This is a genomic window from Nostoc sp. 'Peltigera membranacea cyanobiont' 213, from assembly GCF_002245975.1.
Classification (GTDB): Bacteria; Cyanobacteriota; Cyanobacteriia; order Cyanobacteriales; family Nostocaceae; genus Nostoc.
Genome location: NZ_NOLI01000026.1, coordinates 1 through 23,799, shown reverse-complemented (window position 1 = coordinate 23,799; position 23,799 = coordinate 1). Strand labels below are relative to the sequence as shown.

The following is a 23,799-nucleotide window of genomic DNA, read 5'->3' as shown; positions in this document are numbered from 1 at the left end:
GAGTATAGAGGCGCAATGGTAGCTGAAAAATCTCAACAAAGCAAAAACGTAGAGTCAATTTATCCTCTCTCCCCCATGCAGCATGGGATGCTCTTTCATAGCATTTATGCTCCAGACTCAGGGGTTTATTGCACCCAGACGCTAATCACTATATCAGCCCAAATCAACATTGTTGCTTTTAAGCGGGCTTGGGAAAAAGTGGTAGAGCGGTACTCAGTGTTGCGGACTCTTTTCCTTTGGGAGAAGCGTCAACAGCCTCTACAAGTAGTGCGAAAGCAGGTGGATTTGCCTTGGAACTATCAAGATTGGCGTAACCTCTCCCCTACAGAGCAACAAGAGTGTCTAGATTCATTGTTGCAAACAGAACGCCAAAAAGGGTTTCAACTCAACCAAGCCCCCTTGATGCGTTGTCATTTAATTCAGCTATCTGATCAAACCTATAAATTTCTCTGGAATCTGCACCACATCATATTAGATGGTTGGAGCTTACCCATCATTTACCAAGAAGTCTTGACCTTCTATACATCTTACAATCAAGGTCAAAGCTGCTATCTTCCTCCTCCTCCTCCCTACCAAGACTATATTGTTTGGTTAAAGCAGCAAGACTTGTCTGTGGCTGAAATTTTTTGGCGACAAACCCTTGAGGGCTTTACTGCTCCTACCCCACTGATGGTAGACCGACCTCAGCTGCTTGGTTCTGGGGTAGAACCAACTTATCAACAACAGGAACTCCATTTATCCCGTGCCACCACTCAAGGATTGCAATCCTTGGGATTGCAGTATGGTCTGACTTTATCAACTTTGATCCAAGCTGCTTGGGCGATCCTACTCAGTCGCTATAGTGGAGAGTCAGAAGTTTTATTTGGTGTGACGGTTTCTGGTCGTCCTGCCAGTTTGTCGGCGGTAGAAAACATGGTGGGGTTGTTTATTAACACCTTACCACTGCGAGTATCTATCCCCAAGTCAGAATCAATTTTACCTTGGCTACAACAGTTGCAGCAAAAGCAGGCGGAACTTCAGGAGTACTCTTATAGCACTTTGGCGGAAGTACAAAGGATGAGTGATATCCCGCCAGGAATTTCCTTATTTGAAAGTTTGGTGGTGTTTGAAAACTATCCTATGGATAGCTTATCAGAAGAGCCGGGTCAATTATTGCCAGTCAGCAAGGTGGAGAACTTTGAAGAGACAAACTATCCTTTAACTGTGGCAGCAATACCCAAAAAAGAGTTTCTCATAAAACTTAATTACGACACTAACCGTTTTGCCCCCGACACAATTGTGCGGATGGCTGGTCATTTACAAACCTTGTTAGAAGCCATTGTAGCTAATCCCCAGCAACAGGTGGGTCAATTGTCGCTGTTGACAGAAGTAGAACAGCATCAGTTGTTAGTCGAGTGGAACGATACTCAGGTTAACTATCCTCAAGATAAATGTATTCATCAGCTATTTGAAGAACAAGTAAAACTTACCCCCGATGCAGTTGCAGTCATATTTGAAGGTCAGTTTTTGACCTACCAACAGTTAAATGAACGAGCTAATCAGTTAGCTCACTATTTACAAGAAAAAGGGGTAGAGCGAGAAGTATTAGTGGGAATATATGTAGAACGTTCCCTGGAGATGATATTAGGACTATTAGGAATTTTAAAGGCGGGAGGAGCTTATGTGCCTTTAGACCCTAGTTATCCAGCAGACCGTTTAGTTTATATGCTCTCGGATGCAGCGGTGTCAATATTGCTCACCCAGCAATCCTTAGTAGATTCTTTACCAGAAAATCAAGCTCAAGTGGTGTGTTTCGATAGTGATTGGCAGGAAATTGCTCACTATAGCCAGCAGAATCCCGTCAGCCAGGTGACATCGGAAAATTTGGTTTATGTCATTTATACCTCTGGCTCAACAGGCAAGCCAAAGGGAGTAATGAATCTTCATCGGGGTATTTGCAATAATTTATCGCGGACGATCGCTGCTTACCCACTTATAGCAGGCGATCGCATCCTGCAAATAGCTCCTTTTAGTTTTGATGCTTCAGTCTTGGAAATCTTCTGGTCTTTAACATCTGGAACAACTCTAGTAATAGCTAAACCTGAAGGTCATAAAGATATTGCTTACTTAAGCAATTTAATTGGTCAGCAACAAGTTACCCAAATATTTTTTGTTCCCTCCATGTTGCGAGCTTTACTGCAACAACCAAACTTAGAAAATTGCCGTTCTTTAAAGCGGATTTTTTGTGGTGCAGAAGCACTATCCTATGAGCTTACTCAACAATTGTTTGAGCGATTGAACTGTGAATTACATAATTTTTACGGGCCGACGGAAGCATCTATTGATGCCACTTGCTGGGAGTGTACACCAAAGTCTAATCATAAAATAATTCCCATTGGTCGCCCCATTGCCAATACCCAAATTTATATCCTTGATTCTCAACTACAACCAGTTCCCATTGGTATTGCTGGAGAACTGCATATTGGGGGTGTCCCTTTAGCTAGAGGTTATTTCAATCAACCAGAATTAACTGCCCAAAAATTTATTGACAATCCCTTTCGTAATGGCAAATTATATAAAACTGGGGATTTAGCTCGCTATCTATCTGATGGAAATATTGAATATCTTGGTCGGATTGATAACCAAGTCAAGCTGCGAGGGTTACGTATTGAGTTAGGCGAAATTGAATCGGTTTTAGACAATCATTCCCAAGTAGAGCAAACAGTTGTAATTCTGCGAGAGGATACTACTGAAAACCAACGATTGGTAGCTTATGTAGTGACAAAAGACCAGTCATTAACTTCTGGCAATCTACGCCGTTTCTTACAGCAGAAATTGCCAACTTACATGATACCTTCAGCTTTTGTGATGTTGTCAGAACTGCCATTAAATTCTAATGGCAAGATAGACTATAAAAAATTACCAACATCTGATGAGTCATCCATAGTAAAATCACCCTATTTAGCCCCACGTAATCAAACAGAAAGCATATTAGTAAACATTTGGCAACAAATTTTAAAGATATCGAACATAGGAGTCAATGACAACTTCTTTGATTTGGGAGGACACAGCCTGAAAGCAATTTCTCTAGTCAGCCAAATTCAAGAAAAGCTAAGTCTTCCCTTTCAACTCAAACAAGTGTTTTTGCACCCCACAATTGCAGAAGAGGCAGAGTTATTAATCGCTTGTGCGCCTAGTGATGTCCCCATAATTCCTAATCTAGCTGAACAAGAAACCTATGAAACATCTCATGCACAAAGACGCTTCTTTGTACTGCAACAGATGGATTTAAGCAATACGGCTTATCATATTGTTTCTACAATCAAGCTAGAAGGAGCTTTTGATCCTAGTGCTTTTGAAAAAGCGATGCAGGTTTTAATTAATCGCCATGAATCTCTACGGACATCGTTTGTATTAGTCAATGGTGAACCGAGGCAAAGAATACTTATAGATGCTCATTTTCATGTCGGATTTCAAGATTGGATTAATGAACTTAATGCTGAAAGCCGCATACTAGAAACTATTGAACAACAGAGAGAACCTTTCAATTTAGAAAATAGTCCTCTGTTACGGGCTAATATTTATAAATTGTCAGATAAGCAATATATTTTGTTCATGGAAATCCATCATATTATTTCTGATGGTTGGTCGATGGATTTATTATCTAAAGAATGCTTAAACTATTATGATTACTTTGTCAAAGGATTACAACCAAATCCAGATAAACTGCCCATACAATACAAAGATTATGCAGCGTGGCAAGCCAATATTTTGCGAAGTGAGGATAACAGAAAAAACTTAGATTACTGGCGGCAAAAACTGGATAATGGGCAAATACCTCGCATTCACTTACCCACAGACTTTCTACGGCCTCCTCTCAAGACTTACAATGGTTCTCATTTAAGCTGGACATTTAAACCAGCAATTGTCTCTCGGTTGCAAATGATTTGCAAACAAACGGAAAGCACCTTATTTATGGCACTGGTAGCAGCAGTAAAAGTATTACTGTATCGCTACAGTGGTCAGCATAACATTTCTATTGGTACAGAAATTGCCACACGTAATCATCCGCAACTGCAATCTTTAATCGGCTTATTTCTCAATACACTGGTCATCCGTGACGAACTAGACCCAAAACAAGGGTATAAAAATTTACTTGTAAGCATTCGTAAAACCGTCACCGAAGCATTTGAGCATTCTGATTACCCATTTGATGTTTTGGTAGAAGAACTAGCAATTTCGAGAGAACTTAACCGCACACCATTGTTTGATATTTTAGTGCTGCTGCAAAATTTTGGTCAAACTGTAATAGGAGAAGAAATAAAAATAAAATCCCTAGATTCACTAACACCTACCAGCAAATTTGACCTATCTTTTGTGTTTAGCGAGCATAACGACCAACTCAAATTGGATTTAATTTACAATACAGACTTATTCCAAGCAGATAGGATGCAAAAATGTCTGATTCATTTGGATAAATTGCTCACGGAAATGCTAGTCAATCCTATCGAGCCAATCGGCAAAATTTCTCTTTTATCAGCAACAGAAGCCTCTTTAATTGAAAGTTTTATCCAACCCATTCCTCGACTAGAAAAACGAACAGTCGTTCATGACTTTAGCGACCAAGTAAAAGCCACACCTGACCAAACATCTATTGTTTATTCTGGGGGCGAATTCAGCTATCTTGAATTAGATACATTAACTAACTCTTGGGCTAATATCTTCAAAAATTTAGGAATTCAAAAAGATACTATTTGTGGCATAATCCTCCAAGGAGATTACCGTCAGGTGGTGGCAATGCTGGCTGTATTCAAAGCTGGAGGAATTTATTTACCTCTGCGTTTGGATGAACCAGAAGAACGCTGGCAACGCATGATGTTAAAAACATCCCCCACCATTGTAGTCGTAGGAATAGAAAATTTAGATACTGTCAAACCCAGACTAGCAAGATTACCAAAACCACCTCATATATTGGTAGTGACAGACGACGAAATTCAGCAATACTATCAGTGGCATGGTACAAATTATCAATGCTTATCTGTAGTCGCCAGCAATCAGGAAAAAGTTCTCCTCCCTGAAGCTGATGATTCTAACTATATTATGTTTACATCCGGGTCAACGGGTGAACCCAAAGCTATACTTGGTAGTCATGGTAGCTTGCGTCACTTCATCAATTGGGAAAAACTGGAATTTGGGATTAATCACAACTGTCGATGTCTGCAAATATCGCAAATTCACTTTGATGCTTATTTGAGAGAAACTCTCGTCACCTTATGTTCAGGAGGAACTCTTTATATTCCTGATAGTACAGACCGCGAAGATTTGGAACGGTTGTTACTGCGCTTGGGAGAATGGCAAATTAACTTACTGCACACTGTACCTTCAGTGATGCGTCTATTTTTAAAGATTGGTCGTAATTTAGCTTATGTTGACCAGTTACTAAAAAATTTACAAGTTTTGGTTTTGGCAGGTGAACCTTTATTCGTCAAAGAACTTTGTGAATGGCATAAAGTTTTTGGTGAACAAACAGAATTTGTGAATATTTATGGAGCTACTGAAACAACTTTTGTCAAACATTTTTACCGGATTCCTGACCTGAGTAAAATTACCTATGCCAGAGTTCCTGCGGGGAAAACATTGTCAGATACTGCGTTTGCAGTTATTGATGGCACTCGTGCCTGTGCTGTCGGAGAAGTTGGTGAAATCTTTGTAAAATCGCCTTATTTAACTAAAGGTTATTACCAAGATGAAAAATTAACTAATTTGGCTTTTGTGCCTAATCCTTTGAATAATGGTAGTGATTTAGTTTATCGCACAGGGGATTTGGGGCGACTCCTACCGGATATGAATTTGGAAGTGATAGGACGCAGTGATAACCAAATTAAATTGAATGGGGTACGGATTGAATTGGGAGAAATTGAAGATGCAATTGATGCTATTGATGGTGTAGAAAAAACGCTGGTGGTTGCAGATAAAAATGAAGAATTGGTAACAGTAATTGCATATTATCAAGGAAATGACACTGCAAATGAGGAATACATTAAAAGAAAGATCAAACAAGTGTTGCCGACTTATATGCAGCCAACTTTTCTGATACGGTTAGAATATTTTCCTTTGTTAGCAAATGGAAAAATCAATCGTCTATCATTACCAAAACCAGAAGCAAATATTACTCAGATAAGTAATAAAATTACTAGCTTTAATCAACAAGAAGCTTTATTAGCCTCAATTTGGAGTGACTTATTGGAGGTAAAGGTGAGTGATGCCAATCAGTCATTTTTTGAATTAGGAGGAAATAGTTTAAAAGCAATGCGCTTAGTGTCGGATATCCGCAATCGCTTTGGAATCTCACTACGATTACGAGAAATTTTTACTCACAATACTTTAAAAGCACAAGCTGATTTGATTCAATCACGACAAGAAAAATGATAAAGTCACTAGCGAACCAACAATATTACGAAGTATCCCACGCTCAACGGCGGATGTGGATTCTGCACCACATAAGCGAATTTTCTAATGCTTACAATATTAGGCTGGCAATCAGAATCAATGGTAGCTTAGATATCGCTGCATTAACAGCAGCTTTTCACCAACTTGTGAGCCGCCATGAAATTTTGCGTACTACTTTTACAAGTGTCGCAGGGAACATTCAGCAAATTGTGCATGAAAAATTGCCTACAGACAAATTAATTATTTTTAAAGATTTAAAAGAGCAAAATGATGCAGAAGTCGTAGCTGATACCTTGATTCAAGAGTCAGCAAACTCGCGCTTTGATTTAGAGAAATTACCTCTGATGCGAGTGTTGTTAGTACAGATTAAGTCAGAAGAATTTTTGTTTGGGTTGACTATACATCATATTATTGCGGATGCGCGATCGCTCGATATTCTTTTCCAAGAGTTCGTCACTTTATACTCTGCTTGCACGCAACAAAGAACTGCCGCCTTAGCTCCGCTACCATTGCAATATAAGGATTATGCTGCATGGCAAAATCAGTGGCTAAAAAGTGAGGAGGTAAAAGAACAGCATAGTTATTGGTGCGATCGCTTTGCTGGAGAACCACCTATACTCGACTTACCCACCGATTTTCCCAGACCACAAATTAAATCTTCTCAAGCTGGTGTATATACTTATAATTTCAGTCAAAGTCTGAGCAATAAATTATCCTCTTTTGCTGCTCAGAATCATACAACTTTATTTATTACCCTCTTAACGATATTTAAAATATTACTTTTCCGTTACACCGGGCAATGTGATTTAGTCATTGGTATACCTATTTCTGGACGCAATCATCCAGACTTAGAAAACCAAATTGGATTTTATGTTAATACCCTAGCTTTAAGAACTTTACTACCAGAAGCGGGAAATTTTCAACAGGCATTGATAGAAGTAACAAATACTTGTCTTGATGCTTACGAGTATAATAATTATCCTTTTAATAAATTAATATCTGCACTCGATTTAGAACGTGATTTCTCACGAAATCCATTATTCGATGTGATGTTTTCACTGCTTAGTAAAGATAGTAAAGCAGTGATTAAAATTCCCGGTATTGGACAGAAAGCATACCCTCTGACACCACGATCTGCCCAATTCGATTTGAGTTGGAGTTTCTTTGAAGATGGTAACGATTTAATATTAATCATAGAATACGAACCGGATCTTTTTCGAGAAGAGACAATCGCCAGGATGAACGGTCATTTTTTACAAATCATTCAGACAGTAATCGAGAATCCTAATTTGCAATTGTCACAAATCAATTTACTAACTCCTGAAGAACGTAATCAGTTACTAATAGAATGGAATAACACAGAAGTTGCATATCCTTTAGATAAATGCCTACATCAGCTATTTGAAGAACAAGTAGAACGCAACCCCGATGCAGTCGCAGTAATATTTGAAGGTCAACAATTGACCTACCAACAGTTAAATGAGCGAGCTAATCAATTAGCTCACTATTTGCGAGCAAAAGGCGTAGAACCAGAAATATTGGTAGGAATTTTTGTTGAACGTTCAATTGAGATGGTAGTCGGACTACTGGGAATTTTAAAGGCAGGGGGAGCTTATGTGCCCCTAGACCCTAGTTATCCGAGCGATCGCTTAACTTATATGATCTCGGATGCAGGGGTGTCAATCTTACTGACTCAGCAGTCTCTAGTAGACTCTTTAGAAGCAAAGCCAGCCGAGGTGGTGTGTTTAGATCGTGATTGGCAGGAGATCGCTAATTATAGTCAGCACAATCCTGTCAACCTGGTGACATCGGAAAATTTAGCCTATGTGATTTATACCTCTGGCTCTACAGGTAAGCCAAAGGGAGTGATGAATATTCATCAGGGTATTTGCAATAACTTATTGCGAACGATGGATGCTTATCCGCTTACAGCAGGCGATCGTATCCTGCAAATAACTCCTTTTAGTTTTGACGTTTCAGTCTGGGAGATATTCTGGTCTTTAACATCTGGCACTACTCTAGTAGTGGCAAAACCTGAAGGTCATAAAGATACTGCTTACTTGATTAATTTAATTGCTCAACAACGAGTTACTCAAATCAATTTTGTTCCCTCAATGCTGCGGGTTTTTCTTCAAGGATCTAACTTAAAAGATTGCCATTGTTTAAAGCGAGTATTTTGTGGTGGAGAAGCACTACCTTATGAGCTGACTCAACGCTTTTTTGAGCAGTTTGATTGTGAATTACATAATCTTTACGGGCCAACAGAAACAGCAGTTGATGCCACTTTTTGGCAGTGTACGCCACAGTCTAACTATCAAATAATTCCCATTGGTCGCCCGATTGCCAATACTCAAATTTACATCCTCGATTCTCATCTGCAACCAGTTCCAATTGGCATTCCTGGAGAATTACATATTGGGGGTATATCCTTAGCTAGAGGCTACCTCAACCAGCCAGAATTAACTGCTCAAAAATTCATTTCTCATCCCTTCGCTCAGGGTAAATTATATAAAACTGGAGATTTAGCTCGTTATCTGCCAGATGGAAATATAGAATATCTTGGTCGCAGCGATCATCAAGTTAAACTACGAGGTTTACGAATTGAGTTAGGAGAAATTGAACTTCTTTTAGATACTCATCCCCAAGTAGAACAAACAGTTGTCATTCTGCCAGAAAATACTGCTGCAAACCAACGCTTAGTAGCTTATGTAGTTAGAAAAACCCAGTCATTAACCCCTAGCGATTTGCGTCGTTTCTTACAGCAGAAATTGCCAGCTTACATGATACCTTCAGCTTTTGTGATGTTATCAATTATGCCATTAAATCCTAATGGTAAGATAGATCGAAAAAAATTGCCTAACCCTGATGAAACATCGATAGTAGAATCGCTGTATTTAGCCCCACGTAATCACTCAGAGAACACCTTAGCAAGCATTTGGCAACAAGTCCTGCAAGTCTTAAAGATAGGAGTAAATGATAACTTTTTTGATTTAGGTGGAAACTCATTACAAGCAATGAATATTATGGCATTAATTTATCAAGAGTTTGAAATTGAAATTCCATTATCGATAATTTATGAAAAACCTACATTAGCAGAATTGAGTGAATATATCATCTACGCTAAAGAGATGAATATACAACCTAAAGAACGTCCTTATGTAGTTTTCAACAAGGCACGAGAAAAAGCTGTTTTTCTATTTCCACCTGCCCTTGGTTTTGCGGCAGCTTACGCAAATTTAGCTGATTATTTAATAAATTATGCTGTCTATACTTTCAGATATATTGCCGACGAAGTAACTTTAGAAAAATATGCAGAATTGATAGACCACATAACACCAAATCAGGACATAAAATTGATGGGACATTCAGCAGGTGGTTTTTTGGCAATGTTGATGGCTCAAAAGTTAGAAAGTCGCAATCGCGTGGTTTCTGATGTCCTTTTAATAGATACTTATCGAGGAGGTCGTGAAGCTCAACAAGCTGAAATGTCAGAAATCATAGAAGGTGTTAATGGTTTCTTATTAAATCCCAAACGTCAGGAATTGAGACGTTACTTTATGGATAATCAAAAGTTACGCGATCGCACCTACAATCAAGTTTGGGAATACTTTAATTTTCTCTGGTGTTCAGACCTCAAAAATTTGCAGATTAATGGGACTATTCATCTCCTGCGTGCTGAGGAAAACTATGATTTAGAAGATGACTGGACACAAGCTACGAAAAATCAAAGAATCAATCATTATGCTTATGGCCCTCATCGTGAGATGATCGATCCCCCCTATCTCAATCAAAACGTCACTATTATTAATGCGATTCTCAGTCAGAATTGAGAATTCAGAATATTCATTGATTTTTAGATAGAGTTTTAATCAAAAAGTCTGACTATTGAATTCTATTTTGAAATGCATTAAAACAGCTTTCCTACTTCTAAAATTTAGGACTATATACAGATGAGCGTTGATAAATATCAAACTCTACTTATCAAACAGCTTGACAAACGCGGTGTTGATGTCATACAACTCCAACTCAGACACGCAAGAACTTTAGGAGGAGGGTTTCACTGTGTAACGCTAGATGTACGACGCAAAGGCGCTTTAGAGAGCTATTGTACTGGTTAAAATTTGCGTTGTAAGTTTCTATCCGAGTTCAAAAAACTAATGTTATACGACCACAAAAAGGAACTTTGCTATGGCTTATCATACCTATAAATCTCCACCCATGTTCTTAGCATCCATAGTCAAAGATAGCCGCGTGAGTGTTGGAGAATATACTGCCTTTGATGACTCTATTACTTTTGCGTTGTGGTTTCCTGATGAGAGAATTGAGATTGGTAAATTTTGCTCTTTAGCAAAAAATATTACCATCTTCGGTGGTGGAGAGCATCACATTACTAGAGCTACGACTTATCCGTTTCGCCTGTTCTTCCCCCACTCCCAAACCCAGTTTGCAGAGAGGCGTGGGGAGGTACGTTACAAGGGGAATACTTCCATTGGGAATGATGTATGGATTGGCTACAATGCAACCATCTTGTCAGGAGTTAGAATTGGCAACGGAGCCGTCATCGGATCTCAGGCAGTGGTTGCCAGTGATATCCCTGATTATGCGGTTGCTGTAGGCAACCCAGCTAGGGTCATCCGCTCTCGATTCAGACCTAAAACAATTGAATATCTGCTAAAACTGCGCTGGTGGGACTGGGATACCAAGAAAGTTGTTGCGAACCTAGAATGGCTCTACCAAAACCCTGACGCTTGGCCAGAAGATATCCAGTTTAATGAATCCACAGAAGGTTTGCCAGATTTTCCAGCACCTGAACTTCTACAAAAAGACGTTAAAAACTCTTAAGTAGACAATACCTCTGCCAATTTACGAGGGTACAACCCCAGTGGAAACGGGATCTTACTTTTCCCGTTAAATCTCAAAAAGCTTGCTGGCAAAGGATTTAGGAGACAGCACAGTATATAGAACCCATTTGACATCTAACAAAGTGCAGCAAGCCTCTTAAGCATCCTGACTTTTCCCGTTAAGTCTTCAAAGAAATCATAATTAGACAGAAGTTCTCTATGTAAACAAGAGGACTTTATCTTCTTTTGTTTTCAAAATGAGAATTGCTGTGGAACCGCCTTGTTTCATCACTTTGGGATTTCGAGAAGGAATAATCAAATCTAAACTCTAAAACTTTCATTTTAATGAAGCTTTGAGCCTTTGTTTTTTAACAGAAACGAAAATTTATAGCCAAAAGCTGAAAAGTAAAGTTCCGAAAGGCTTCCAGAGGTTGGCTTCTCCCAGATTGACAAAACAGGTTAGTCATACGCTCGCTCCTTTCAAAATACTTTGTGCCGACATGAATAATTGACTTGCAAAACTGGGAGGCACGGAATAGCCAATAATTGACCCAGCCGTAGCAGTCTCGTTGGGAAACTCGTACCAGTCAGGAAAACCCTGTAACCTCGCTACACCTTCAATAGACAAGGATTTGACCGTACCATCCGGCAACCAGATATCAGCGAACCTACTACGGTTGCAACCTTTGTGATCAGTGAAGTGGGATCGCAATATCGTGTTGCATGGTAAATGTCCAGGTTTATACTTGGACTGTATACGCCCCCCCACTCTTTCTATTAGCAATGGTGTTGGCGTATTCCCGGCTAAAAATTTCTCCAAAGCTTGCCGTTGTTTGGGGAGTAGTTGGGAATCAAGCATTGTGGGGATGAGATGCGCGATCGCCTCATGCCAACCGATAGGGTCAGATGTAGGTGGTAGCGAGATAGCCAAATCCTGGCAAGCAACCAGAACTAACCGCCGCCGCGCCTGGGGTAGTCCAAAATCAGCCATGTTAACCACGCTGTAAGTAACCGAGTACCCCTCAAGTTCTAAAGCATCCAGAATGATGGCAAAACTCTGACTATTCTGATAGCGCGGCACATTCTCCAGCGTAAACACCCGTGGCTTCAACTGTCGGATTGCTTCGGCAATAGCGATCGCAGCCGTCAGATCGTCAGCCGTTTCAATACCCTTACCCGCTTTGGCTGTGTGGGCTTGGCTGAAGTTGGCGCATACTGGGGAGGCATGGAGATAGTCGGGGCAGCGGGGAAAACTTAGAAATCCTGACTGCGCTACTTCTTGGACTGTTAGCTGGATTATTCTACAGCCATACTCGCTAAAGTTGTGGTGATGGGTTTTGGCGATCACTCTGCTCAAGTCTGGTTTATTGGGGTCGAACTCTACTGCAATGACCGGACGAATCCCGGCTTGCACCATCCCCGCTTCAATGCCGCCGCCACCCGCGAAAAGTACTATAGCGATCGGTGCATCATCTGGAAGAACTGGTTTTATTTTTGTGTTATCAAAATTTTTGCAGACATCTGATTTTGGTGATGGCTTTTTGGTTTTCGCTTTTTTGATAAAGGCGATGATATTCTCTCGCGTTGCCCTCTCTTGTTGCAGTGTCCGAATCATTCGAACAGCGCCAGGGGGAATTGAACCTATACTTTTGCCTTTCCATGCCCCGTTTATCTTCTCTTTCCAATTGAATGCCCATCGCCAATGAAAGGGATTATTCGGGTCACGTTCACCAATCACACGGGGATAAGAAACAGTCTCCCCATCAAGTAGCTTTTTAGTTTCGAGGTACTGATAAAGACAACCGACCGATTCCCCCTGTGAGGCTTTGACCCCTTTCTCTAAGAAATTTTCGGGTGTTGCAGATAACTCAATTATTACTGATTTTGGCTTTGGAAGTAGCGTATGACTTGGGGCTGTTTTAATCATGCAGCCACCTCCATGACCAAATCATCTGGCACTTCAAAAATCCCCAACCGCCCAATGTAAGGAATCGGCGTAATCTCGCGTGGATTCTCCAGCTTCCAGTGGTACTGCTCAGGCATCCCCCAGCCAGACGCAACTTGTGAAAACTTGCAATCTACTATTGTGACAATGCCAATAACTTGACCGCGACGTAAAGAGATTAATTCTGGGATTACTACCCCCATCCCTTGGCAAAATTCTCTCGCTAGCTGGTAATCTTTTTTGGTACAAGTCTTGGCTGCGTGAATCAGAATGTCGCCGCGATAATGAATGGGCCAGCCACGGTTTTCTATGTCTTTGGTGGAGTGAATGATTGCCCAAGCCCAGGGTTGACGGACAGATAGCGCTTTCACGGGTTTTAAAACTCCAATGACTGAACATAAGCGTCTGATGCGGCAATTACCAGAGATATAGATGCAACTGTGCAACTGCCTAATAACTTCTTATTTATAGGTTTTGAAAGATCATTATTGATAGAACCTAAAAAAATAAAAGCTGTTTATTTTGGTATAAGGTGGAAAGTATCATGCGCTGATTTCCACATTTATTTTGTTGTTATTTTTAGCAGTTACAGATTTACTCAAGTCTTTAATTATCTGTAGAGTGTGGAATGATAAAGACAGAGAAATAGTAAACTGAGAGGCGGAGGTTTTGATCTGATTTCCTCCGCTTTTATCCTTATTATCCTAATTGATCTAACCAAGCTACTAAATCTTCAAGTGATGAAAAATCTAAAAACGCTTCTCCTAATGCCTCTAATTGCTCCGTAGATAATTCTCGAACTCGTTCAATTATTGATATATCAATTTCTCCAAAACGGCGATTTAGCTGGCGATAGAAAAATTTGAATTACCCTTTCTGCAAAATATCCTGATAGATAACAGATTCCTGCATAATATCCTCCCGTAAAAATTGACGAATTAAATCTTTTTCAAACCTTAAACCTGCAAATATCTCTGTACATCCAGCAATGTTCTGCCTTTCATCTCTATCTGAAATTCTAGCGATATTTTGAGCTACTTGGGATAATAAAGCGGCAGGTGAATCAGTTCGAGTTAAAGGCGCAAGAGGTAGTAACGCTGGATTATCCAGAAACAAAGCTGAATCTTGTTCCCATAACCGTATAACTTGATAACGGTGACTTGTGAATTCATCTATGTATTCTTCGGTAAATGCAATAGGGTCACTACTTTGTTGCAAGAAAATCACGACTTGGGTTACTGGTGTGTTATATTGCCGTTTCAATCTCACGTAATAGTCTAATACCCGCAAAGGAATTGGCGGATTAGATTTGGGGAGAGTCTGAAACTCAATATGCAAAATCCGACTACTTGTTTGCAAAAATGTGACATAATCTGCGCGGATTGGCTCTATTGAAAGTTCAGTTTTAAGTACTGTAACTTCTGTATTCTTATCTGGTAGCAACCACTTGGCAAACTCGGCTGGATACAATTCAGCTAAGTACTTGGCAGTATTATCGTAACTCAATTTATTTGCCCCTTATTTCAATGAAGATTTAGTTTTTCCAATCCAGAATGTAGGTATTTAGCTAATAAAGACTTTTCACCTAGATAATGCCTTTCGACTCCTTGAGCCTCTTTCACTAACTCAAGGAAATCCGATGGTTGTCTCTCAGAATCTCTACGACCAAGTACCATCAGTGCTATAGCTTCTGCTGTTTCCTCCGAAGAAAGATTATTTATGTATTCAGACAATGTATTTATGGGAGTGTTTAATGTTTGACGCTCAATCAAAAATTCGATTAATTCTTTTGCTTGTGTATTGGAATCTGTTAATTTTATATCAGATATTGATTGGGGAGTTTTGGAACCGTAAACTAACTTAGCAAGCTCAATAATTTTGTTTACTTTGTCAATGGTCAGGAAATTCATTTTCATCATAATCTTCTCCTCCTTTTGGATTTAGACTAAACCAACACTACTTTTTTAAGTGTTATACCTTTTAGCTGATTCCATCACTAGAGCGCTACTTGCATGAACACTTACAATGTTCAGGTTCCCTCCTGTTGTATTTAATAATTGGATTTAGCTAAATTTTTAAACTTTATTTACGACAAAAGCTGTTGGTAAAGGAACAGGATTAGGACTCGCGATCACTCGTTAAATTGTGGAAGAAACCCACGGCGGAAAATTGAGTTTTAACTCTGTTCTGGATCTAAGTAGTGAATTTATCATTGAAATTCCGGGATGATTTTTGGCGGTTTTTGGTAAATAACTTCAAATATCTGGGAATACTAAATCTGGAAATATTCAGGATTTAGCAGTATGGTTAGCACTTTAGTCAGTATTCCCGGATATTGCATCACTGAAGAACTATACAATGGTTCCAGAACGCTGGTTTATCGAGGGTATCGAGAGGCTGACTCATTACCTGTAGTAATTAAACTGCTGAAAAATCCTTATCCGAGTTTCAGCGAACTATTGTCGTTTCGCAATCAGTACACGATTACCAAAAATCTCAACTCTCCTCTGATTGTCCAAACCTACAGCCTCCAAGCCTACCAAAATGGCTATGCGCTGGTAATGGAAGACTTTGGGGGAATTTCTCTCAATGATTGGAGAGTGAGGGGAACCCAACAATCTATATCTATAAAGGAATTTTTAGAAATAGCGATTGCACTCTGCAATACCTTAGATATATTGTATCGAGAGCGGATTATTCATAAAGATATTAAACCCGCCAATATTTTAATTAACCCCGAAACCAAACAAGTTAAATTAATTGACTTTAGTATTGCATCTTTACTACCACGAGAAACGCAAACACTAGTAAATCCCAATGTCTTAGAAGGGACACTTAGTTATATATCCCCAGAACAAACCGGCAGAATGAATCGGGGGATTGATTACCGAACTGATTTCTATTCTTTGGGTGTAACTTTTTACGAATTGCTCACCGGAGAACTACCATTTAAATCAAACGATCCAATGGAGTTGGTACATTGTCATATTGCTAAACTTCCACCACTTTTAGGGAATAGAGAAAAGATTCCCCAAGTGATTTGTGATATTGTCATGAAATTGATAGCAAAAAATGCCGAATCCAGATATCAAAGTGCATTGGGACTGAAATTTGATTTAGAAAATTGTTTACATCAACTACACGTTTCTGGTACAATCAAAGGCTTTGAAATTGCGAGTAGGGATGTGTGCGATCGCTTCATCATCCCCGATCAGCTTTATGGCAGAGAAAGCGAAGTATCAACTCTATTGCAAGCATTTGAGCGAGTTAGCCTTGGTGCAACAGAAATGATGTTGGTAGCTGGGTTTTCTGGAATTGGGAAAACTGCGGTTGTCAATGAAGTTCATAAACCAATTGTGCGGCAACGCGGTTATTTTATCAAAGGAAAATACGATCAATTTCAACGCAATATTCCCTTCAGTGCATTTGTACAAGCATTCCGTGATTTAATGGGGCAACTGTTAAGCGAAAGTGATGCTCAAATCCAGCAGTGGAAAAACAAGATTTTATCAGCTGTAGGTGAAAACGGACAGGTAATTATTGAAGTCATTCCCGAATTATCAAGAATTATTGGCGAACAACCACCTGCCATAGAATTATCAGGAACGGCAGCACAAAATCGATTTAATTTATTGTTCCAGAAATTTACCCAAGTCTTTACAAGTTTTGAACATCCCTTAGTGATGTTTTTAGATGATTTGCAATGGGCAGATTCAGCCTCACTGAAATTAATGCAGCTATTAATGGCTGATACAAGTTATCTTTTATTAATGGGTGCTTACCGTGATAACGAAGTCAACCCTGCACATCCCTTAATGTTGACTTTGAGTGATATTCAAAAAGCACTCTTCACAATTAATACGATTAATTTAGCAGCACTGAGTCAACTAACAGTCAATCAATTAGTTGCTGACACATTGAAATCTACAAAAAGATTAGTCTTACCTCTTTCTCAATTAGTCTATCAAAAAACTCAAGGTAATCCGTTTTTTGCTACACAGTTTCTCAAAGCATTGCATCAAGATAATCTGATTAAATTTGATTTTGAATTAGCCTGTTGGCAGTGTGATGTAACACAAGTACGATCGCTTGCCCTAACCGACGATGTGGTGGAATTTATGGCACAACAGCTTCAGAAATTGCCCGACATCACTCAAGATATTTTGAAACTGGTAGCTTGTATTGGCAATCAGTTTGATTTGGCGACGCTGGCGATCGTTTCTGAAAAGTCAGAGACTCAAACCGCTTCAGACTTGTGGAAAGCATTGCAAGAAGGATTCATAATTCCAATCAATGAGGTTTACAAGTTTTATCAAGGTTCCTCATTGGTAATTAGTCATTTGCAAATGACTAATGACAAGGGACAAATGACAGGTTACAAATTTTTACACGATCGCGTCCAACAAGCTGCTTATTCCCTAATTCCTGATAACCAAAAACAAGCAATTCATTTGCAAATTGGGCAGTTGCTTCAAGACAAGCTTTCCCAAAGCGAGCAGGCAGATAAGCTGTTTGATATTGTTGGACACCTGAATCAAGGACGGGCATTACTCACTCAACCGAGCGATCGCCAACAATTAGCTCAACTGAACTTAAAAGCTGGAGGTAAGGCTAGAAGTGCGACTGCATACACCGCAGCAAGGATATATCTGCAAACTGGGATTGAGTTACTTCAGTTAGACTCCTGGGAAACTCAGTATGAATTGACGCTGAACCTATATGTGGCAAAAGCCGAAGCCAGTTATTTAAATGGCGATCTTGAGAGTATGGAACAGCTTGCCGCTTTGGTATTGCAGCAGGCACGGACGATTCTCGACAAAGTGAAGATTTACGAAATTCAGATCGCATCGCACCAGGCTAGTAGTCGGATGTTAGAGGGGATCGCCGTGGGCAAAGAGGCGCTTGCTCAATTGGGAGTGGAATTCCCTACAGACGTAGATGAAGCCACGATTGGGCAAGCACTCCAAGCTCTGAAGGAGCAACAAAGCGGCAGAGAGATTGCCGAGTTGATTGACTTGCCCGTGATGAGCGATCGCACTGCTCAGTCCGCCATGCAAATATTAAGGGTGTTGTTCGGGCCCGTGTTCTTTGGAATGCCAGGGTTGCTTCCCTTGTTGAGCGCGACGATGGTGAGGTTGTCGCTCTCCTTTGGCAATGCACCTGCCGCGACGATAGGATATGGGGTTCATGGTCTGGTGTTGTGTGCGTTTCTGGGCGAAGTCAAAACCGGCTACGGGTTTGGTCGATTAGCTCTCTCGTTGTTGGAACGGTTGAATGCTCAGAGCATGAAGTCCCTCACTTTAAACGTGTTTGGAACGTTCATCCAACATCGCCAGGAAGCACTAAGGGCAACGATGCCGACGCTGAAAGATGGCTACACGGCTGGCATGGAAACAGGGGATATTCTCTCTGCGGCTTTTAACATTGTATGTTACGCGGGAACGGCACTTTTCGCAGGTGTAGAACTGGATACTTTGGAAACCGAATTCGCTGCTTACACTGCTGCCCTGGTTCAGGCAAAACAAGATTCGGCGCATAATCATTTGAGCGCAATACGGCAAATGGCGAACCATTTAAGAGAACCAGTCAGCCAACCCGATCGCTTAATTGGCACTGCCTACGATGAAAGGGTGATGCTGCCGCAGCACCAGCAGGATAACGATCTGAGCCTGATTGCCATTGCCTACACCTACAAGCTGCTGCTTGCCTACAGCTTTGGCAATTATCAGGCTGCCCTTGACAACATCACCCAGGTCAAGCTCTATTTGATAACAATATCGGGAATAGTTCATTTCCCCATTTTCCATTTGTACGCTGCGCTCACCCTGCTGGCACTCTTCCCGACTCAACCCGAAGCCCAACAAGCGCAAATGCTTGCCGAAGCCGCAACCCATCAAACGATTTTGCACCAGTGGGCGCAAAATGCTCCGATGAACCACTTGCATAAATGGTATTTAGTGGAGGCTGAAAAGCATCGGGTTTTGGGTGAAAAAGTCGCAGCAACTGAGTGTTATGATCAAGCCATTGCCCTGGCTAAAAAACATCAGTTTATCAACGAAGAAGCCTTAGCTAACGAACTTGCCGCCAAGTTTTACCTCGACTGGGGCAAAGAACGAATAGCTACGGAATACACGATCCAAGCCTACTATTGTTATGCCCATTGGGGTGCAAAAGCCAAAGTCGCCGACTTGGAAAAACGCTATCCCTATCTGCTGGCTCCCATCCTGCAACAAACTCGCACTACTTTCTCGGTTAACGAAACCGTCTTTGGATTAGGAACAGTCACCTCTACCAGTTCTTCCTCTAGCAGCGTCAGTGATTCCCTAGATTTAGCCGCGATTCTCAAAGCTTCCCAAACTATTTCAAGCGAAATCGAACTGTCCAAACTGCTTTCATCGTTGCTTTCTCTTGTGATTGAAAATGCCGGAGCCGAGAAGTGCGTGTTAATGCTCTTGCGAGACGAACGCCTGCTGATCAAAGGGTCAATGACTGTTGGAACGGAGCCAGTCGTGTTGCAGCGCCTTCTGCTTGAAGATTCTCAGGAGATTCCCCACAAGCTGATTTACAAAGTCTTGCACAACAGGCAAACTATTGTGCTGACTGATGCGATCGCCGATCCGACTTTAGCTAATGACCCGTATATTATTCGTCAGCAGCCCAAGAGTATCTTGTGTAGTCCGATTTTGCATCAAGGGAAGTTGATAGGCATTTTATATTTAGAAAATAATTTAGCGACGGGGGCTTTCACAAGCGATCGCGTGGAACTCCTGAATTTACTTTGCGCTCAAGCCGCTATTTCTTTGGAAAATGCGCGACTTTATGAGCGATCGCAGAACTATGCCCAACAGCTAGAGGAGTCATTCGCCGAATCGCAGCAAAAATCAGAAGATTTGCAACAAGCATTGCAAGATTTACAACAAGCTCAATTACAAATGGTGCAAAGCGAGAAAATGTCTGCATTGGGTAACTTAGTTGCTGGCGTTGCTCACGAAATGAATAATCCTCTCGGTTTTATTGCTGCCAGTCTAAAACAAGCTAAACCAACGTTTACTGATATTATCGAACACTTAAAGCTTTATCAATCAAGTTTACCCAACAAAAATGATGAAATCATTGACCACGCCGAATCAATCGACTTGGATTATAGTTTAGAAGATTTTCCCAAGATGATTGATTCTATGTCTATGGCGTGCGATCGCCTGAAAAACATCAGCACCAGCTTACGCACTTTCTCTCGTGCAGACCAAGATTACAAAGTGCCTTTCAATATCCACCAAGGCATTGATAGCACCATTCTTATTCTCAAACATCGTCTCAAGGCAAATGAACAACGCCCCGCAATTGAAGTTATCACCAATTACGGTGATTTGCCCCAGGTTGAATGTTTTCCTGGTCAATTAAATCAGGTATTTATGAACTTGCTTGCAAATGCTATTGATGCTTTATATGAATCTAATCATGGACGTAGTTTTGAAGAAATTAAAGCCAATCCTAACTGTATTACAATTACAACCTCAGTCGAAAACAATTTAGTTAAAATTGCCATTTTTGATAATGGTAAGGGGATGGATGAACAAGTAAAATCCAAAATATTTGACCATTTATTTACGACGAAAGCTGTTGGTAAAGGGACGGGGTTAGGGTTAGCGATCGCAAAATCTATTATTGTGGAAAAACACGGTGGAACACTTGCAGTTAATTCTACCCCAGGCGTTGTCACAGAATTTGTGATTACCTTACCGATTTTGGTTCAGGCTCAAAGTTAACTTGGTCGAAAGTGTGATTTCAGTTAACCACCACCGCTAACCAATCGCACACCACAGACGTACAACCGCTCCCAAAGTTAACCCAAACCTGCCACTGCCCCAAATACCCATTCCAGTAAGGCTCCCCATCAGCAACGCCGACAGCCTCACCAAGCTGGGAAAGCATCTGTTGGTAGAACCGACCAGCGCTGTCGAGTCCAAGGCGCATTTTCAGCTTCAGCCCCTTCCAGGCTTGGGTAGCAGGACTTTCAACCTGATTTAATGTTTGGGGAATGTCATCTGATATTGTGCCAGTCACTTGTGTTGGGAACTCTATATTATTGGTGACTGACACCGACTCACTAAGAAACAGTTCATCCCGATTTAACCACTGACTAAAAATCGAATCACGCTGATCATCAGGTGCAACAAAGCGATAAACGCATTCCCGATTTTCACGCTTACCCAACCGACCAACGTAATCCAATTTCAAATCAATCTTGGCAAGTAGTTTCTGCGCGATCGCAATCGGTGTGTGTTTTTCTGAGATAGTCACATTCAAGTAATTCTTGATAACGTGCCGATGCGTTACAGCCAGTGCCTTAAATTCCAGCATCTTCTCATCAGACCCACGTAACTGAACGTCTGGCGTAAGAAACTGCAACAGATTCAGATTTTCGAGTAACAACACAGCAGGTAATAACTGCCCCTTGTTAAAATCAGGCTTCCAAATCGAATTCTCACCTGCTTCCAATTGCGCTTTCGCCCGTTTAGCATCACGGTTGGTCAAAAACTCTCGCCCCAGCGTCAAATAGTAGTGCATCCTCAGTTGAGGATACCACCCGTCATCATCCTTCTCAACCAAATCAGGCGTAACTTCAACTTCATAACGACGGGACAATTCCGCCTTGCACTGCTGATGTCGTTCGGTCTTGGTTTTCGCTCTTGTGTCTTGCAACTTCTTAAGTTCGGCATCAGAGATGGTTGGAGAATCCGCGATCGCCTGACATTCAGCAGTATACAATTGCTCACTTGCCGCTTTAACCGACTCGATTACTGCCCCACTTTCATCGTCATCAGCATCGTCAGCATCGATAACGGTATACCCATCTTCGACCAAACCCGCAAGCACAGACTCTCGATAGCGCCGCATCTCAACGTTGATTACAGAACCACGCTTACCCCAAGTCTGCAATGACTCTGGCTGGAAGTTCTGGTCAACAAAGCTATAGTCGTCATTATCGGCCGCCGACAACAGCGCAATGTTCGCCTGTGTTGCGACGTGTTGACTTCTGAGTAATCCTCCGATTGATGTAGAACCATTGCCCACAACAGACATCCCCCACTCTCTCACCCAAATGTGACGGTCAACAGTCTCCCTAACCCTTGCCAACATCTGCCGCACAGAGTTAACCGGTTGCACACCCTGAAATATTCCCCAAACACCATCAAAATGTCCTCTAATGTCGATGCTGACCCCAGTTTCTAAACTTGGAGAGGCAATAACCAAATCATACTGAGTCAGAATTTCGTTCAGATGAGCAATACAGCCGAAAGCCGCATGAGATGGATCAGCAACGGATTCGCTGTCTATTCGCAGAATCCGCAGGTGTGGAAATTTGCGGCGAAAACGTTCTTCAAGCGCTTGGGTTCCCCATTTGGATTTTGCTTTTTGAGCAGAGCAGCATAGTAAATGATGCCCACCTTTAGAAATCGCCTTGTCCAGTGCAGCGATGAGATTTTTCGGGTTACTTCCAGAGTAGTTGTAACAATTGCCAGCTACGTGACGATAGTTGTTTACGATTACAAACGGGTTAACTCGATATTCCCCAGCGAGTGATAAAACATACTTCACATCCGTGTCTGAAACATCGGCACTAGACAGATAAATCCTTCCCTGACTGCTACCCAAAACATTCTGTACTAACTGCTTGAGGTTTTTGAGAACAGACACACGCCGCTTCTGGACTTCAGTACCAGAGTTGAGCAAATGCCAGAATACTTGGTCGCACTCATCAATAATAATGACATCATTTGACCAATCATTAGGATTGAATCGCGCCTGACTCTCTTGATGCAGCGAATCCACACACACCCCATATCCTAATAATGTACCTGTTTCATTCGTGCGGACTTCGGTAACATAGTTAACACCAAACCGATTACACAGTGCCTCACCTAGCTGGATACGATGGGTAATGATTAATACCCGTCTCTCTTGGTCGTGTGCTTTCGCCACCTCAGTTGCCAGCCATTCAGTTTTACCAGTACCTTTGGGAGCCTTGAGGATAATCAGTTTTTCACCTTCGGGGACGAGAAGCTGGCCCAAGAAACGTTGGTTAAGTGCGATCGCTGGCGGGTAAGTCAGCAAGGTAAACAGCTTAATCTCCCATAACTCCAGTGCAACGGCTGTGTTGTAGATTGCGTCAAATGCTGGCTGACCCTTGGCGACAATAAAATCATCAACCCCTTTCTCTGCCCCTAACGGTAAATCTATCACTCGCAGCGAACAACCTTCATTTACCAGCAGCCGTCCCATGCGACTGATAGCAGTTCTGACACGTTGTACAGTTTCGGGCTTATTATCTTGGTCAAAGCAGATGTTAACCTGTCTCCCCTGTGTTGCGAAATATTTCAAGTCGGGAATCAGAGAGGGCTTACCAATGGCAGTACCGTACTCATCAGTAGGGGTGCGGTATCCAGCGTTAACACCAGGAATTGCGATCGCTGCATAACCAGCAGTCAGTAATGCCCCCGCTTTCTTGACACCTTCTACAATTGTCACTGGTACATTATGCTGCCAAACCCAGTGCCAAAATCCACCAGGATGCTGCAAGTC

Annotated in this window: 9 protein-coding genes and 2 pseudogenes; 6 read left to right on the top strand and 5 right to left on the bottom strand. The window is 41.3% G+C overall.

What is annotated here, in order from left to right; translation table 11 throughout:
- Positions 1 to 15 precede the first annotated feature (15 nt).
- The 4 genes from CDG77_RS10260 (at position 16) to CDG77_RS10250 (ending at position 11,271) form a co-directional block, all read left to right on the top strand.
- Positions 16 to 6,408, top strand: a complete 6,393-nt coding sequence (locus tag CDG77_RS10260; protein WP_094329288.1) for a non-ribosomal peptide synthetase — start codon at positions 16 to 18, stop codon at positions 6,406 to 6,408.
- Positions 6,405 to 10,259: a non-ribosomal peptide synthetase gene (locus CDG77_RS10255; protein ID WP_094329287.1), complete on the top strand. Its 3,855-nt coding sequence runs from the start codon at positions 6,405 to 6,407 to the stop codon at positions 10,257 to 10,259. Before CDG77_RS10260 ends, CDG77_RS10255 begins: the two co-directional genes overlap by 4 nt.
- Before the next feature lie 120 nt (positions 10,260 to 10,379).
- Positions 10,380 to 10,547 (top strand): hypothetical protein, encoded by a 168-nt coding sequence (locus CDG77_RS35320; protein ID WP_223269763.1) that lies wholly within the window; start codon positions 10,380 to 10,382, stop codon positions 10,545 to 10,547.
- Between the two features lie 70 nt (positions 10,548 to 10,617).
- Positions 10,618 to 11,271: a CatB-related O-acetyltransferase gene (locus CDG77_RS10250; RefSeq protein ID WP_094329286.1), complete on the top strand. Its 654-nt coding sequence runs from the start codon at positions 10,618 to 10,620 to the stop codon at positions 11,269 to 11,271.
- A 462-nt stretch (positions 11,272 to 11,733) separates the two neighbouring features.
- Here the strand turns inward: CDG77_RS10250 and CDG77_RS10245 are convergent, their stop codons facing one another.
- The 4 genes and pseudogenes from CDG77_RS10245 to CDG77_RS10230 all read right to left on the bottom strand — a co-directional run bounded on the left by CDG77_RS10245 (position 11,734) and on the right by CDG77_RS10230 (position 15,134).
- Positions 11,734 to 13,197 (bottom strand): DNA cytosine methyltransferase, encoded by a 1,464-nt coding sequence (locus CDG77_RS10245; RefSeq protein ID WP_094329285.1) that lies wholly within the window; start codon positions 13,195 to 13,197, stop codon positions 11,734 to 11,736.
- Positions 13,194 to 13,586: an ASCH domain-containing protein gene (locus CDG77_RS10240; protein WP_094329284.1), complete on the bottom strand. Its 393-nt coding sequence runs from the start codon at positions 13,584 to 13,586 to the stop codon at positions 13,194 to 13,196. The genes CDG77_RS10245 and CDG77_RS10240 overlap by 4 nt, the downstream gene beginning before the upstream one ends.
- Positions 13,587 to 13,914: 328 nt before the next feature.
- Positions 13,915 to 14,721: pseudogene (locus CDG77_RS10235) on the bottom strand (Rpn family recombination-promoting nuclease/putative transposase).
- Between the two features lie 17 nt (positions 14,722 to 14,738).
- Complete coding sequence (locus tag CDG77_RS10230) at positions 14,739 to 15,134, bottom strand: DUF3775 domain-containing protein (protein WP_223269762.1); 396 nt, start codon at positions 15,132 to 15,134, stop codon at positions 14,739 to 14,741.
- 163 nt (positions 15,135 to 15,297) lie between these two features.
- Here CDG77_RS10230 and CDG77_RS39080 point away from each other — a divergent pair.
- A pseudogene (locus CDG77_RS39080) lies at positions 15,298 to 15,444 on the top strand (ATP-binding protein); the annotation flags it as partial.
- 74 nt (positions 15,445 to 15,518) lie between these two features.
- A complete protein-coding gene (locus CDG77_RS10225) occupies positions 15,519 to 20,981 on the top strand; it encodes a trifunctional serine/threonine-protein kinase/ATP-binding protein/sensor histidine kinase (protein ID WP_094329282.1) in 5,463 nt (1,820 codons plus the stop codon).
- Positions 20,982 to 21,000: 19 nt separating this feature from the next.
- On the opposite strand, the gene CDG77_RS10220 is transcribed toward CDG77_RS10225, so the two are convergent.
- Positions 21,001 to 23,799 (bottom strand): plasmid replication protein, CyRepA1 family (locus CDG77_RS10220; protein ID WP_223269761.1); only part of this gene is annotated, 2,799 nt, incomplete at its 5' end.